Here is a 15,348-nt window from a genome sequence, read left to right on the forward strand (position 1 = left end):
GAGACGATGAAACACGAACCGCAAAATGCCATTGCACTCGACGCGCCAGCGCCTGCATCTGGTGGGCGTTGGGCCGCTGGCGAAGATCCGGTCAAACGTCACCAGATTCTAGAGGGCGCCAAGCGCGTCTTCATGAAGATGGGGTTTGACGCGGCGAGCATGAACGACGTTACCCGTGAGGCCGGCGTCTCCAAAGGCACGCTTTACGTCTACTTCGCCAATAAGGAAGACTTGTTTTCCGCGATGATGGACAGCGAGCGCGCTCATTTCGTCGAGTTGGTGCGTACCGTCCTTGCCGACGAAGCGGATGTCGCTTCCTGTCTTTATGAATTTGGCATGGTATTTGGGACGCATGTTACCTCGGACAAGACCATCAGCGCCATGCGCACGGTCATCGGCGTGCGCGCACGCATGCCCTCGCTCTGTCAACGCTTCTTCAGCGGCCCGGAAAACCTGCGAACCGTGTTGCGCGGCTTTCTCGAACGCAAGGCTGCGGTAGGCCAGGTGAAGATCGACGACTTCGATATGGCCGCGCGGCAGTTTCTTGAGATGGCAAGCGGCGGTTACTTCAAATTACGGCTGTTCGGCGACATGGACGTCCCTCCTTCGAAAGAGGAGATCGACTACGTCGTGCGCGGTGCCGTGCGCGTCTTCCTTGCCGCTTATGGCCCCAATCGCCGGGATCAAGACTGACAATCTTCCCAGTTGCCAGCGAGCGGAGGCACGCCAACTCCGCAATGGCGATCAAGCGTCGCGGCCGCCATGCGGCTATGACTGGTCCGGCAACCAGGGGAGTTAAGCATTGAGCGCGATCGGAAGAGCGATATGGTTTATCGAAAGCCACTTTGCATCCGACATCTCGCTGGACGAGATCGCCGAAACGGCCGGTCTGTCGCGCTATCATCTGTCGCGCGTTTTCGGGATGACGACAGGCCATTCGATCAGCGGCTATATCCGTAGCCGCCGCCTCAGCGGGGCAGCGCTCGCCCTGATCGACAGCTCCTCCACAATTCTCCAGGTTGCCCTCGATGCCGGCTACGGCTCGCACGAGGCTTTCACCCGTGCCTTCCGCGAGCAATTCGGCATGACGCCGGAAAACCTGCGCAAACAGGGGCACGTTCGCAACCTCGCTCTACAGGAGCCGATCAGGATGGACGACACCCGCCTTCCCAAGCTCGATGCCCCGCGCTTCGAGACCCGCCCCGCAATGTTGCTTGCCGGCCTTGTGGAAACCTATGCCTATGAAGCCACGCAGGCGATCCCTTCGCTCTGGCAGAAGTTCAATCAGCATTTCGGCCACATCCCGGGCCAGGTCGGCAATGTCGCCTATGGCGTCTGCACCCAGGCGGACGAGGGCAGCGAAGGCTTTCGCTATATGTCCGCCGCCGAGGTCACGGGCACCGACGGCCTGCCCGAAGACTTCACGACGATAAGACTGCCGCAGCAACGCTATGCGGTTTTCACCCATCGCGGCCATATATCGGGCATTTCCGCCACCGCGCATCAGATCTTCGGCGAATGGCTTCCGCAATCAGGCCATCAGCACGGCGGACCCCCCGACATGATGGAGCGCTATGACGATCGCTTCGATCCGCGTACCGGCATGGGCGTGACCGAGATCTGGATCCCGCTCAAGGCGTAGATGCGCCCGCCGCCATGAAAATGACGGCGGCGCTTGTCTTGTACGGACGGCGACGCTCCTTACATTACGGCCATTCTTGACAGGCCGGGCTGGGGGTCAGCATCGGCATATGCTGACCAAAGGGGAAATAATCTATGGATATTGTTGGGCTGGTGCAGGATCCGAGTGCGTGGGTCGCACTCGTCACGCTCGTGGTCATGGAGGTGGTGCTTGGCATCGACAACCTCATCTTCATCTCGATCCTGACCAACAAGCTGCCGGCGGAACACCGCGACAGGGCGCGCAAGATCGGTATCGGCCTTGCCCTTGGCATGCGTCTCGTCCTGCTCGGCACGGTCGCGTGGATCGTCCAGCTGACGACGCCCGTCTTCGAGATCTTCGGTCAGGGCTTCTCCTGGAAGGACATGATCCTCATCGGCGGCGGCCTCTTCCTGGTCTGGAAGGCGACGAAGGAGATCCATCACAACGTCGATCCTCAGGAACAAGGCGAGGATTTCATCGCCAAGTCGACGACATCGACCTTCGCTTCCGCCATCGGTCAGATCCTGCTGCTCGACCTGGTCTTCTCGATCGACAGCATCATCACCGCCGTCGGCATGACACAGCACCTGCCGATCATGTTCATCGCCGTGATCGCCGCCGTTACCGTGATGCTGGTGGCCGCCAATCCGCTCGCCAACTTCATCGAGAAGAACCCGAGCATCGTCATGCTGGCACTGGCCTTCCTGCTGATGATCGGCACGACGCTGATTGCCGAAGGCATGGGTGTGCATGTGCCCAAGGGCTATATCTACGCCGCCATGGCCTTCTCCGCTCTCGTGGAAGTGCTCAACATGCTGGCGCGAAACCGCCGGAAAAGGGCATCCGGCAGCCATTGAGGACAAGACCCGCACCCCGAAACGGGTGCGGCGTTCACTCCTGAACGTGGACGTCGACCCATTCGCCGGTGTCGCCGCGCCCATAGATATCGACCTTGATCCAGACATTGCCGCGGACGATGAAGTTCCCGGCATCATCGGCGATATTGCCGCTTGCCAGCATGGCTTCAAGCTTCTGCCGGTTTGATGGCAGCGAGAAGAAGCTGTCGCCCTGATCGCCGCGGTCGCGGCGGCGGTAGGCGTGATAGTTCGCGCGATCCTGACGGATGATCTGCCAGGGCAGCGTCAGACGCTCCCCCTTCGAGTTGTATAGGTCGTCGCTGCCGATATAGGCACGATAGGACTCGATCAGCTTCGCCGAACGGTCGCGCGTAATCGTCGATTGGGCCGCGGCGGGACCGAAAACGGCGGCTGCCAATATGAAGCTCAAAATCAATCTCTTCATTGTTTCCTCGCGGTGATTGATTGAAGACCTATTCCGTCACTGCCCCAAAAATTGCAAATAAAATTCAGCGAGCGACCCTGTTTTATCCCGATAGCCTTATGAGGGGTAAAGAGGCATCATGACTTTGATAGGTCGGCTCGAATCGTCGCGCCGTACTGTCCCTAGCATATTACCCGGTTGATCTTGCGGCGCAGTTTCCCTTGACGTCATCCATTGAATATGGCCTAAGGCCAGCCATACGGAAAACGCGGGACTGAAGCGGCAACACGCCCTTTTCCGACCGTTTTCCTGATCCAGATACACATCTTCGGCTGGACAGCGCTTGTCCCGAGCGCGGCCCGGCCTTTTATGACGGGCAAACAAAATGACCACTTCAGGCGTTCGCGTCCGCATCGCACCCTCTCCGACAGGCGAACCGCATGTCGGCACCGCCTATATCGCGCTGTTCAACTATCTCTTCGCCAAGAAACATGGCGGCGAGTTCATCCTGCGCATCGAGGATACCGACGCGACCCGCTCCACCCCGGAATTCGAGACCAAGGTGCTCGACGCGCTGAAATGGTGCGGCCTGAAATGGTCTGAGGGACCCGATGTCGGTGGCCCCTATGGCCCCTATCGCCAGAGCGACCGCAAGGATCTCTACAAGCCCTACGTTGAGAAGATCGTCGAGGCCGGCCACGGTTTCCGCTGCTTCTGCACACCCGAGCGCCTGGAGCAGATGCGCGCCGCCCAGCGCGCCGCCGGCCTGCCGCCGAAGTATGACGGCCACTGTCTGAACCTTTCGGCCGAGGAAGTCTCGACGCGCGTTGCCGGCGGCGAGCCGCATGTTGTGCGCATGAAGATCCCGACCGAGGGCACCTGCAAGTTCCATGACGGCGTCTATGGCGACGTCGAAATCCCGTGGGATGCCGTCGACATGCAGGTCCTGCTCAAGGCCGACGGCATGCCGACCTATCACATGGCCAACGTCGTCGACGACCATCTGATGAAGATCACCCATGTGGCACGCGGCGAGGAATGGCTTGCCTCGGTGCCGAAGCATATCCTGATCTACCAGTATCTCGGCTGGGAGCCGCCGGTGTTCATGCACCTGTCGCTGATGCGGAATGCCGACAAGTCGAAACTGTCGAAGCGCAAGAACCCGACCTCGATCTCCTATTATACGGCCCTCGGCTATATCCCCGAAGCGCTGATGAACTTCCTCGGCCTGTTCTTCATCCAGATCGCCGAAGGCGAAGAGCTCTTGAGCATGGATGAGCTTGCCGCAAAGTTCGATCCGGAAAACCTCTCCAAGGCCGGCGCGATCTTCGACATCCAGAAGCTCGACTGGCTGAACGGCCGCTGGATCCGCGAAAAGCTGTCGGAAGAAGAATTCCAGCACCGGGTGCTGACCTGGGCGATGGAAAACGACCGCCTGAAGGAAGGCCTGAAGCTGTCGCAGTCGCGCATCACCAAGCTCGGTGAATTGCCCGACCTCGCCGGTTTCCTGTTCAAATCCGACCTCAACCTCGATCCCTCTGCTTTCGCCAGGATCAAGTCGACGCCGGAGGAGCTGCTGGAAATCCTGAACACGGTGCAGCCCGACCTCGAAAAGATCCTCGAATGGAATGTCGAGACCATCGAAGCCGAACTGCGCGCCATCGCCGACCGCATGGGCAAGAAGCTGAAGGTCATCGTCGCGCCGCTCTTCGTCGCCGTCTCGGGCTCCTCGCGCTCCCTGCCGCTTTTCGATAGCATGGCGATCCTCGGCCGTTCCGTCGTGCGCCAGCGGCTGAAACTTGCCGCCCAGACCGTTGCGACCCTCGTCGGCCCGAAGAACTGAACCGGACTTTAAAACCATGAACGACAAGACCGAAGCCTCCGCCCTCTCCTCCGACGCAACGGAAGTTCGCCGCCAGAAGCTGAAGCTGCTGCGCGAACAGGTCGGCGACGTCTATCCGGCGCATTTCCACCGGACCATGACCAATGCCGAACTGGCTGCGAAATACGAAGGCCTGGAGCCGGATACGGAAACCGGCGATGTCGTCACCGTTGCCGGCCGCGTCTATTCCTCGCGCAACTCAGGCATGTTCATGGATATCCACGACGCCTCGGCCAAGATCCAGATCTTCAGCCACAAGGACGTGACCGGCGAAGAAGCCCGCGCCTTGCTGCCGATGATCGATATCGGCGACATCATCGGCGTCACCGGCGTCGTCCGCCGCACCAAGCGCGGCGAGCTGACGATCAATGCGCAGCAGATCACCATGCTGACCAAGTCGCTGCTGCCGATGCCGGAAAAGTGGCATGGGCTTTCCGATATCGAGCTGCGCTACCGCAAGCGCCACCTCGACATCATGACCAACGAGGAATCGAAGCTGCGCTTCCAGCAGCGCAGCCGCATCGTCTCCGGCATCCGCCGCTTCATGGAAAATGACGGCTTCATGGAAGTCGAGACGCCAATGCTGCATTCGGTCTATGGCGGAGCGACAGCCGAGCCGTTCAAGACGCATCACAACACGTTGAAGCTCGACATGTACCTGCGCATCGCGCCGGAACTGTTCCTGAAGCGTACTCTGGTTTCAGGCCTCACCGACAAGGTGTTCGAGATCAACCGCAACTTCCGCAACGAAGGCGTCTCCACCCGGCACAATCCTGAATTCACCATGATGGAGTGCTACTGGGCCTACGCCGACTACGAGGACATCATGGACCTCGTCGAGCGCCTGTTCTCGACGCTCGCCATGTCGATCCACGGCAGCACCGAATTCGCCTTCGGCGACAAGCAGATTTCCTTCAAGGGCCCGTTCCGTCGCGTGCCGATGCCCGATGCCGTCAAGGAAGCGACCGGCATCGATTTCCTGGCGATCAAGACCGACGAGGAAGCCCGTGCCGCCTCCAAGGCTGCCGGCTTCGCTGTCGAGAAGGACGCCACCTGGGGCGAATGCCTCGCCTTCATCTTCGAAGAAAAGGTCGAGGGCACGCTGATCCAGCCGGCGCATGTCACACATTTCCCGAAGGACATCTCGCCCTTCGCCAAGGAAGTGCCGGGCGAGCCGCGCCTCGTCGAACGCTTCGAAACCTATTGTAATGCCTGGGAGCTCGGCAACGCCTTTTCCGAACTCAACGATCCGGAAGAGCAGCGCGCCCGCATGGTCGAGCAGCTCGAGCAGGCCCATGCGCGCGGCGAGAAGCAGAAGGAACTGGATGAGGAATTCCTCGACGCCATCGACCAGGGCATGCCGCCTGCAGGCGGTCTCGGCATCGGCGTCGATCGCCTGATCATGCTGCTCACCAACTCGCCGTCGATCCGCGACATCATCCTCTTCCCGGCGCGTCGCGCCAAGGCGGATTGAGACAGTTTCGCCCTCAGAAAATCAAAGGTGAACCATGACCGAGAAAGAGACATTGGCCGCGGATGCCGACAGCGAGCAGCAGCGGCTGGCCGATCTTGCGGAGATCGGCGATATCGATCTGTCGCAATACGCGCCGGGAACTTTCGGCTGCCACGAGGCGATGCACACGACGTCGCTCATGCTCGACATGACCGACGATCACTTGCTGCAACACCCCGCCATCGTCGCAGATCCCGAATTCTACCGTCTTGCCGGCGAAGTTCACGAGGCGCTCTTCGCGCTTTACCAAGCTATTGGCGAGAAGCATCTGGCGGATTGAGGGGTATTCTCCTTCCGCTCACGGCGCAAAGCCAGCTTAGATCAGTTCGTTACCGGCGAGCGTCGTTCGGCAGCACCCGTCATGGTCGGATCGAGCCCCGGTGAGGGGCTCTTTTCCTTGTCGCTGGCATCGGCGCCGATGAATTCGCCATTCTTGTCATATCCGGGCTGCACGTTGCCGGTCGACTTCGGCTCCGGAGGAGCCGGCTTCGCTTCCCGCTCTTCCGTCTTGGCAGACGCCTTTTCTTCGGCGGCGATCGCTGCCTTGACCTTATCCTTCTTGGCATTGCCGCCAGCACCGGCGTCGGCCGCCAGCGCATTGTCACAATCGCTGTAATCCTTCAATCCGGCCAGTACTGCATCGATATCCTCGACGGGCATCGTGATCTCCTCGCCGTAAAACAAGCCAGCGGTGCTTGCGCCGCCATTGTAATAACGGGCTGTGACCGGCTCTTCGACACTGCCTTCGGTAAGTTTGTCGGGATGCGGGACGTAGACGACATCGGCACCCAGCGCCCGACCGCGTATGTCGGATCGAAGCGACGGCCCATTCTTGTCGAGAACCACAACCTGAACGAGATCGGGCTTTTGCTCCTGGTATACGGCTTTAGCGACACGAAGCGCCGTTCTTACCCGGGTCAAACCATCGGTCGGATCGGTGCGGATATATTTGCGCACCCAGAAGCGATTTTCCTTGCGAATGGTCACGAGATTGACGTCGGTGCACTCCAACCCGTTGGGCGAAGGCGACATAAAACCAAGCAGTCTGTCTTTGCCGATACAAAGCGCGAAAACGCCGGAGGAGCCTATGAGAAAGGCCACTCCGCCGATTATGACGACAAGCTTCCGGGGAATCCGGAAAATGTGCAGTAAGGCGCTCACGCCAACTGCTCCCGCATAGACCGCTCCAAGGCAACAAAGATGATCAACCCTCACGTTAGGGAAATGGCGTTTCGGAATACTTAAAGCAGAAGCGAAACTTGCAACTCTGACGGCATCGACACAAAAAAGGTCCGAACTTTCACAGCGATGGCGACGCTTGCCTTCGGTGCCGCGCACATGCTCTAACGGCAACATGGCGTTCACCTTGAGACAGCTGCAATACTTTGTCGCCGTGGCGGAACAGGGCTCGATCACCCGCGCCGCGCAGAACCTGTCTATCTCGCAATCCTCGGTCACCGAGGCCCTGAAGGAGCTGGAAGGCGACCTCGGTGTCGAGCTGTTCGACCGGCATCCGCGCGGACTGTCCATCACCCATAACGGCCATCAGTTCCTGCGTCATGCCACGAAGATTCTGGCGACCGTTTCCGATGCCCGCACGAGCTTTTCCGGCCAGCAGAATGCAGCCGGCGGCACGCTGAACATCGGGGTCACATCGCTCGTCGCGGGCTATGTCCTGTCGGATCTCCTGGCGCGCTACCGTCGTGCCTGCCCCGGCGTCGAGGTCAGCGCCATCGAAGACAATGGCGGCTATCTGGAACATCTTCTGGTTGGTGGCGAGCTCGACGTCGCTGTCATGGTCATTTCCAACCTGCGCGACCGCATGGCCCTGCAGGCCGAGATCCTTGAAACGTCGCCCTACCGGCTCTGGTTGCCCATGGGCCATCCGCTCGTCTCGGCCGACATCATCAGCGTCGCCGATATCACCCGCGAGCCGCTGATCATGCTGACCATCGACGAGATCGAGGAAAACACCGGCAAGCTGCTGACCGCGCTTGGCGCCCGCCCTCACGTCGCCTTCCGCACACGCTCGGTCGAGGCGGTGCGCAGCCTCGTTGCAACAGGCGCCGGCGTGGCGCTGCTGCCGGACCTCGTCTATCGCCCCTGGTCGCTCGAAGGCGACCGCATCGAGAGCCGCGACGTGTCCGGCTCGTTGCCGGTCGTGCAGGTCGGCATGGTGTGGCGCAAGGGATCAAGCCTGCCGCAGGCCGCCCGGGACTTCGTCGGCGTCGCGGAGAGCATGCGCTCCGGGCGCCAGAGATAACGCAACGCCAATCATTGCGAAGGAAAGGGACCGATTATGAAGAACGCAATCATATTCGACTGCGAATTTCTTTGTCTTGAAGGCTCGCAACGCAGATTCTGGTGCGCGGCCCATGATCCCGATCCGGTCATCGCTGAGATCGGCGCCGTCAAGCTGGGGCTGGAAGGCGATTTTCCTATTTTGGGCACCTATAAGGCCTATGTTCGCCCGATCGACAGATTTGGCAACCAATATGCGCTCGACCCGTTCTTCACCACGCTGACCGGCATTACCGACGAGAATATCAAGGCCGAAGGAGTGGCCTTGCAGGATGCGCTTGCTGGCCTCGACAGCTTCTCGGACGGCGCCCGCTTCTGGTCCTGGGGCAAGGACGAACTGAACATGGTGGCGATCAGCTGCTATGTCTCCGGAATTCAGCCTCCAATTCCCGCCCACCGGTTCGACAATGCCGTCAAGCTCCTGATTGCGGCGGGAATGCCGATCGAGGATCTGGCGAAGACGCCGAGCAACAAGCTTGCCGACTACTATGGCGTGGAACATCCGCATTTACAGGGTCATGACGCGCTCGACGATGCACTTTCGGTGTCATATACCCTGCAACACCTTATGAAGGCTGAACATTTGCGGCCTGAAGTCTTCGACCGCAACTAGCAGCGCCGCGCTTTAACTTGGTGCATATGGAGTGCGATCGCCTCTCAAGCAGGCCATATTCCCCCTCACCTACGGTCACACACGAAGCAATCGGAATTTCCGATATCGACTTTCTGATAAATGAATTTGCGAATGCGGCGAAATCAGATCACCTTTTCTTCCGGGAACAAAAAGCCAGCTACTGGCTCCGCCAATATCAAGGCTCAAAAACCGGGAGAGTCCGATGAAGCATCTGCTGAAATCATGCACGGCTGCATTCGCATGCTTAAGTTTCGCCACGCAGGTCATAGCTGCTGAGCCGCTGAAGACGCTCGGCAAGGGCGAAGGCGCCGTCAGCATCGTTGCCTGGGCCGGCTATATCGAGCGCGGCGAAAGCGACAAGAATTACGACTGGGTCACCGGTTTCGAGAAGGAAACGGGCTGCAAGGTCAGCGTCAAGACCGCCGCGACCTCGGACGAAATGGTCGCCCTGATGAACGAAGGCGGCTTCGACCTCGTCACTGCCTCCGGTGACGCATCGCTGCGGCTCGTCGCCGGCAAGCGCGTCCAGCCGATCAACACCGACCTGATCCCGAGCTGGAAGACCCTCGACGACCGGCTGAAGAATGCTCCCTGGAACACGGTGAACGGCGTCCATTACGGCGTTCCCTATCTCTGGGGGCCGAACGTGCTGATGTACAACACCGACGCCTTCAAGGGTGAGGCACCGAAGAGCTGGAACGTCGTTTTCGAAGAAACGACCCTTCCCGACGGCAAATCCAACAAGGGCCGCGTCCAGGCCTATGACGGCCCGATTTATATCGCCGACGCCGCCCTCTATCTGATGGCTCACAAGCCCGAACTCGGCATCAAGGACCCGTACGAGCTCAACGAAGATCAATACAAGGCCGCCCTCGACCTGCTGCGCGGCCAGCGCAAGCTCGTCAGCCGCTACTGGCATGATGCGATGATCCAGACCGACGACTTCAAGAACGAAGGCGTTGTTGCCTCCGGCTCCTGGCCGTTCCAGGTGAACCTGCTGCAGGCCGACAAGCAGAAGATCGCCTCGACCTTCCCGGATGAGGGAACGACCGGATGGGCCGATACGACCATGCTGCATGCCGACAGCGAACATCCGAACTGTGCCTACATGTGGATGGAGCATTCGCTCCAGGCCAAGGTTCAGGGCGACGCGGCAGCATGGTTTGGCGCCGTGCCCTCGGTTCCGGCCGCCTGCAAGGGCAATGAGCTGCTGACCGACAGTGGTTGCGCCACCAACGGCTACGATCACTTCGACAAGATCAAGTTCTGGAAAACCCCTGTCGCGAAATGCGGCACGCAGGGCGAATGCGTGCCCTATCATCGCTGGGTCTCCGACTATATCGGCGTGATCGGCGGGCGGTGACGTCTCTTCTTCCCCAGCGGGGAGAAGATGCCCGTCGGGGCAGATAAGGGGGCGAGGAGCGAAGCGACGAACGTCCTGAGCGATAAACGAAGGACAGCTTATGCCGCGCTAGCCCTCATCCGACCCTTCGGGCCACCTTCTCCCCGCTGGGGAGAAGGAGAAGTGTCTCCGCCAAGCGCCCTTCGAACATCAAGCCGGCGCAAGACATAACCATTTTGGGGAGAAACCAATGACCGCCGTTCGTTTCCAGCAGGTGTCGCGCCATTTCGGCCAGGTCCGCGCTGTGGATCGCGTCGATCTGGAGATCGCGTCCGGCGAGTTCTTCGCCATGCTCGGCCCTTCCGGTTCCGGCAAGACCACCTGCCTCAGGCTGATTGCCGGCTTCGAGCAACCCACAGGCGGCCATATCGAGATCTTCGGCGAGACCGCCGAAGGCGTGCCGCCTTACCGGCGCAACGTCAACACGGTCTTCCAGGATTATGCGCTCTTCCCGCATCTGAATATTCTCGACAATGTCGCCTACGGCCTGATGGTCAAGGGTGTGGGCAAGGCCGAGAGGCTACGCGCCGCCGAGCAGGCGCTGGAACTGGTGAAGCTGCCAGGCTATGGCGCCCGCCGCCCCGGTCAGCTCTCCGGTGGGCAGCGCCAGCGCGTGGCGCTTGCCCGCGCCCTTGTCAACAAGCCGAAAGTCCTGCTCCTCGACGAGCCGCTCGGCGCGCTGGACCTGAAATTGCGCGAGCAGATGCAGGAGGAGCTGAAGGGCTTGCAACGGGCACTCGGCATCACCTTCGTCTTCGTCACCCATGATCAGGGCGAAGCGCTTTCGATGGCCGACCGCGTTGCCGTCTTCAACGATGGTCGCATCGTGCAGCAAGGCACGCCGCACGACATCTATCAACGGCCGAAGACTCGTTTCGTCGCCGATTTCGTCGGCTCTTCCAACGTCATTGCCCCTGAGATGATGTCGTCGCTCGGCGGCGAGCGGCGTTGGGCGAGCCTGCGCCCGGAAGCAATACGGTTGACTGAGGAGAGCGGCGTGGCAGCGACCGTGAAAGCGATGAGCTTTCTCGGCGCTGCTACCCGCCTCTCGGTGGAGGCGAATGGCGCGCACCTGCATGTAACCGTGCCCGCCGGCCAGCCGACGCCGGATACCGGCACTTCCGTCCGCCTCGCATGGCTACCCGCGGATGTGCACTACATGGATGATGCCGCATGAACGCCGCCGCCTTCCCAGCCTCGTCAGCGCAAGCGCCGGCCTCGATCCTGCCGAGCCGTGGCGGCTTCTTCGGCCGCCTCTCGGATCTCTTCTGGCGCCGTCCGCGACTGCTGCTCTTCCTCATGCTGACGCCGCCGCTGCTCTGGCTCGGCGTCATCTATATCGGCTCGCTGATCGCGCTCTTGCTGCAGAGCTTCTTCTCGATCGACGACTTCTCGGGAATGGTGAACTACGAATTCACGCTCTCGACCTATGCGCAGCTGCTGAATTCAGCCAATTTCGATATCATCGTCCGCACGGTGGTCATGGCCGCCCTCGTCACGTTAGCCTCCGCCTTCGTCGCCTTCCCGATCGCCTATTATGCGGCGCGCTATGCCCAGGGAAAATGGAAGGCGCTGTTCTATCTCGGCGTCATGCTACCGCTCTGGTCGAGCTATCTGGTGAAGGTCTACGCCTGGAAGCTGATCCTCGCCAAGGAGGGCATCCTCACCTGGATCTTCGACAAGCTGCATCTGGGTTGGCTGCTCGACGGCGTGCTCGCTTTGCCCATCATCGGCGGCAATTCGCTGTCGGTGAGCTATATCGGCACCTTCCTGGTCTTCGTCTATATCTGGTTGCCCTATATGATTCTGCCGACGCAGGCTGCTCTCGAGCGCGTGCCGGCCAATCTGCTCGAAGCCTCGTCCGACCTTGGTGCGACGCCGAATCAGACCTTCCGCACCGTGCTGCTGCCGCTGGCGCTGCCCGGCATCGTCGCCGGCTCGATCTTCACCTTCTCGCTGACATTGGGCGACTACATCATCCCGCAGATCATCGGCTCCTCGCGCCTCTTCATCGGCCAGGCCGTCTATGCGCAGCAGGGCACCGCGGGCAACGTGCCGCTTGCCGCAGCCTTCTCGGTTGTGCCGATTGTCATCATGGCCATCTATCTCTGGATCGCCAAGAAACAGGGAGCTTTCGATGCGCTCTGATCGCGGCCAACGCGCCTCCCTATCGTTGAAGACAGCCGCTGCCGGCGGCCTGCTCTTCCTGCATCTGCCGATCCTGCTGATCTTCGTCTATGCCTTCACGACCGAGGAGAAGAGCTATCAGTGGCCACCACCCGGCTTCACGCTGCAATGGTTCGGCATTGCCTGGAACCGGCCGGACATCTGGTCGTCCCTGGCGCTCTCGGTGCAGGTGGCGACCATCGCGACTGCCATTGCGCTCGTGCTCGGCACGCTTTGCGCCGCCGCCGTCAGCCAGACCAAGTTCTTCGGCCGCGAGGCGATCTCGCTGCTGGTCATCCTGCCGATCGCGCTTCCGGGCATCATCACCGGCATTGCGCTGCGTTCCGCCTTCAGCCTGTTCGACATCCCGTTTTCAGTCTGGACCATCGTTCTCGGCCATGCGACCTTCTGCGTCGTCGTTGTCTATAACAACGCAGTCGCCCGCTTCCGCCGCACCTCCGGTTCGCTGATCGAGGCGTCCATGGATCTCGGCGCCGATGGCTTCCAGACCTTCCGCCATATCATCCTGCCGAATATCGGCACGGCGCTGCTCGCCGGCGGCATGCTCGCCTTCGCGCTGTCCTTCGATGAAGTCATCGTCACCACCTTCACCGGCGGCCAGCAGATGACCCTGCCGATCTGGATGCTGGAGGAGCTTATCCGCCCGCGCCAGCGACCCGTGACCAACGTCGTCGCCATGGTCGTCGTGCTTGTCACTTTCCTGCCGATCCTGGCAGCCTACTATCTTACCCGCGACGGCGACCAGATCGCCGGCGGCGGCAAATGAAAGGGAGATAAATATGGATACCCAGATGCTGATCGGCTCCCGCTTCGAAGCCGGCACGGAAACGGAAGAGCATGTCCTCAACCCGAAGACGGGCGAGACCGTGCTCGACCTGCCGGAGGCCTCGCTCGGCCAGATCGATGCCGCCGTCGATGCTGCCGAAAAGGCCTTCACGAGCTGGTCACAGACGACGCCGAGCCAGCGTTCGGCCTATCTCCTCAAGATCGCCGACGCCATCGAGAGGGATGCCGAAGGCTTCGCTGCCCTCGAAGCTCTCAACTGCGGCAAGCCCATCAATGCCGTCCTTAATGACGAGATCCCCGCCATCGTCGATTGCTACCGCTTCTTTGCCGGCGCGGTGCGCAACCTGCATGGCCCGGTCGCCGGCGAGTATCTGCCCGGCCACACCTCGATGATCCGCCGCGACCCGATCGGCATCGTCGGCTCGATCGCGCCGTGGAACTATCCGCTGATGATGATGGCCTGGAAGCTGGCGCCGGCGATTGCCGGCGGCAACACCGTGGTCTTCAAGCCCTCCGAACAAACGCCGCTGACGGCGCTGAAGATGGCGAAGCTGCTCTCAGAGATCCTGCCCGAGGGCGTCGTCAACGTCATCCTCGGTCGCGGCGAGAGCGTCGGCAATGCGCTGATCAACCATCCGAAGATCGGCATGGTCTCGATAACGGGCGATGTCGCCACCGGCAAGAAGGTGCTTGCCGCTGCCGCCAAGACCGTCAAGCGCACCCACCTCGAACTCGGTGGCAAGGCGCCCGTCGTCATCTTCGACGACGCCGACATCGACGCCGTTGTCGCCGGCATCCGGACCTTCGGCTATTATAATGCTGGGCAGGACTGTACGGCCGCCTGCCGCATCTATGCCGACGCCAAGGTCTACGACAATTTCGTCGCCGACCTGACTTCCGCCGTCTCCAGCATCAAGTTCAACCAGGCCGACGACACGGAGAACGAGATCGGCCCGCTGATCTCCAAGCGCCAGCGGGATCGCGTCGAAAGCTTCGTCACCCGCGCCGCCGAACACAAGCACATGGAAATCACCACCGGCGGCAAGACCTCCGGCGAGCGCGGCTTCTTCTACGCCCCGACCGTGGTTGCCGGCGCAACGCAGGACGACGAGATCGTCCGCCGCGAAGTCTTCGGCCCTGTGGTCTCGGTCACGCGCTTCACCAATCCCGACGACGCCGTTGCCTGCGCCAATGACAGCGACTACGGCCTTGCCTCCTCCGTCTGGACCAGGGACATCAGCCGCGGAATGCGGACGGCCGCCCGACTGCAATATGGCTGCACCTGGATCAACACCCACTTCATGCTGGTCAACGAAATGCCGCATGGCGGCCTGAAACAATCCGGCTATGGCAAGGATATGTCAGTCTACGCTATCGAAGATTATACGGCCGTCCGACATGTGATGATCAATCATGGGTGAGGCATAGATCTCGATCAGGTCGGTTTTCCGAATTTGGGACAGCATTGTGCCCCCTCCCTCTCTGTCGGGACATCTCTCCCACAAGGAGGGAGATCGTTGGGCGTTTGACGCCCGCCTTCACCAAAATCGGGACATCCGTGCCAGCAGATGCAATGTCGGCGTGAGATGAGAGGATGCCACAAGTTACCAATCTCCCCCCTCGTGGGGGAGATGTCACGAAGTGACAGAGGGGGTGCCCCACTCGCCACAAATTCAGCAGCACCTGCGATAACACTCCT

The 15,348-nt window shown here is 60.8% G+C and carries 15 protein-coding genes; 13 read left to right on the top strand and 2 right to left on the bottom strand.

The window, feature by feature from the left end; translation table 11 throughout:
* Nucleotides 1-6 precede the first annotated feature (6 nt).
* From AB8B29_RS13525 to AB8B29_RS13535, 3 genes are all read left to right on the top strand, one after another.
* Nucleotides 7-693 carry a TetR/AcrR family transcriptional regulator gene (locus AB8B29_RS13525; protein ID WP_037196298.1) on the top strand — a complete coding sequence of 229 codons (687 nt, stop codon included), beginning with the start codon at nucleotides 7-9 and terminating at the stop codon, nucleotides 691-693.
* A gap of 109 nt (nucleotides 694-802) precedes the next feature.
* A complete protein-coding gene (locus AB8B29_RS13530; RefSeq protein WP_439006556.1) occupies nucleotides 803-1,642 on the top strand; it encodes an AraC family transcriptional regulator in 840 nt (279 codons plus the stop codon).
* Between the two features lie 134 nt (nucleotides 1,643-1,776).
* Nucleotides 1,777-2,520: a TerC family protein gene (locus AB8B29_RS13535; RefSeq protein ID WP_037196296.1), complete on the top strand. Its 744-nt coding sequence runs from the start codon at nucleotides 1,777-1,779 to the stop codon at nucleotides 2,518-2,520.
* Nucleotides 2,521-2,554: 34 nt separating this feature from the next.
* Here the strand turns inward: AB8B29_RS13535 and AB8B29_RS13540 are convergent, their stop codons facing one another.
* Nucleotides 2,555-2,965 carry a hypothetical protein gene (locus tag AB8B29_RS13540; RefSeq protein ID WP_047639002.1) on the bottom strand — a complete coding sequence of 137 codons (411 nt, stop codon included), beginning with the start codon at nucleotides 2,963-2,965 and terminating at the stop codon, nucleotides 2,555-2,557.
* 364 nt (nucleotides 2,966-3,329) lie between these two features.
* Here AB8B29_RS13540 and gltX point away from each other — a divergent pair, with 364 nt between their 5' ends.
* Genes gltX through AB8B29_RS13555 form a run of 3 tightly spaced genes read left to right on the top strand, consistent with a single transcriptional unit; the run spans nucleotide 3,330 to nucleotide 6,619 of the window.
* Complete coding sequence (gene gltX, locus AB8B29_RS13545; protein WP_037196294.1) at nucleotides 3,330-4,787, top strand: glutamate--tRNA ligase; 1,458 nt, start codon at nucleotides 3,330-3,332, stop codon at nucleotides 4,785-4,787.
* Between the two features lie 16 nt (nucleotides 4,788-4,803).
* On the top strand, nucleotides 4,804-6,300 hold the full coding sequence (gene lysS / locus AB8B29_RS13550; RefSeq protein WP_047555281.1) for a lysine--tRNA ligase: 1,497 nt from the start codon (nucleotides 4,804-4,806) through the stop codon (nucleotides 6,298-6,300).
* Nucleotides 6,301-6,334: 34 nt separating this feature from the next.
* Nucleotides 6,335-6,619, top strand: coding sequence for a hypothetical protein (locus AB8B29_RS13555; RefSeq protein ID WP_037196292.1), 285 nt, complete (start codon nucleotides 6,335-6,337; stop codon nucleotides 6,617-6,619).
* 41 nt (nucleotides 6,620-6,660) lie between these two features.
* Here AB8B29_RS13555 and AB8B29_RS13560 read toward each other — a convergent pair whose 3' ends face one another.
* Nucleotides 6,661-7,500 carry a hypothetical protein gene (locus AB8B29_RS13560; protein ID WP_047639003.1) on the bottom strand — a complete coding sequence of 280 codons (840 nt, stop codon included), beginning with the start codon at nucleotides 7,498-7,500 and terminating at the stop codon, nucleotides 6,661-6,663.
* Nucleotides 7,501-7,693: 193 nt separating this feature from the next.
* Here AB8B29_RS13560 and AB8B29_RS13565 point away from each other — a divergent pair, with 193 nt between their 5' ends.
* From AB8B29_RS13565 to AB8B29_RS13595, 7 genes are all read left to right on the top strand, one after another.
* Nucleotides 7,694-8,602: a LysR substrate-binding domain-containing protein gene (locus AB8B29_RS13565; RefSeq protein WP_037196290.1), complete on the top strand. Its 909-nt coding sequence runs from the start codon at nucleotides 7,694-7,696 to the stop codon at nucleotides 8,600-8,602.
* Nucleotides 8,603-8,638: 36 nt separating this feature from the next.
* Nucleotides 8,639-9,253, top strand: a complete 615-nt coding sequence (locus AB8B29_RS13570) for a 3'-5' exonuclease (RefSeq protein WP_047639004.1) — start codon at nucleotides 8,639-8,641, stop codon at nucleotides 9,251-9,253.
* A 223-nt stretch (nucleotides 9,254-9,476) separates the two neighbouring features.
* The gene (locus AB8B29_RS13575; protein ID WP_037196286.1) at nucleotides 9,477-10,637 is read left to right on the top strand and encodes an ABC transporter substrate-binding protein; all 1,161 of its coding nucleotides are present in this window, start codon (nucleotides 9,477-9,479) and stop codon (nucleotides 10,635-10,637) included.
* A gap of 229 nt (nucleotides 10,638-10,866) precedes the next feature.
* Nucleotides 10,867-11,853, top strand: coding sequence for an ABC transporter ATP-binding protein (locus AB8B29_RS13580; RefSeq protein WP_037196284.1), 987 nt, complete (start codon nucleotides 10,867-10,869; stop codon nucleotides 11,851-11,853).
* Nucleotides 11,850-12,824, top strand: coding sequence for an ABC transporter permease (locus AB8B29_RS13585; protein WP_037196283.1), 975 nt, complete (start codon nucleotides 11,850-11,852; stop codon nucleotides 12,822-12,824). Before AB8B29_RS13580 ends, AB8B29_RS13585 begins: the two co-directional genes overlap by 4 nt.
* Nucleotides 12,814-13,629 carry an ABC transporter permease gene (locus AB8B29_RS13590; protein WP_037196281.1) on the top strand — a complete coding sequence of 272 codons (816 nt, stop codon included), beginning with the start codon at nucleotides 12,814-12,816 and terminating at the stop codon, nucleotides 13,627-13,629. Before AB8B29_RS13585 ends, AB8B29_RS13590 begins: the two co-directional genes overlap by 11 nt.
* 13 nt (nucleotides 13,630-13,642) lie before the next feature.
* Entirely contained in the window at nucleotides 13,643-15,070 is a 1,428-nt protein-coding gene (locus AB8B29_RS13595) for a gamma-aminobutyraldehyde dehydrogenase (RefSeq protein ID WP_113118561.1), read from the top strand.
* Nucleotides 15,071-15,348: the final 278 nt, after the last annotated feature.

The organism is Rhizobium sp. 11_C7_N12_5 (assembly GCF_051811145.1).
In the GTDB taxonomy this organism is placed as follows: domain Bacteria; phylum Pseudomonadota; class Alphaproteobacteria; order Rhizobiales; family Rhizobiaceae; genus Rhizobium; species Rhizobium lusitanum.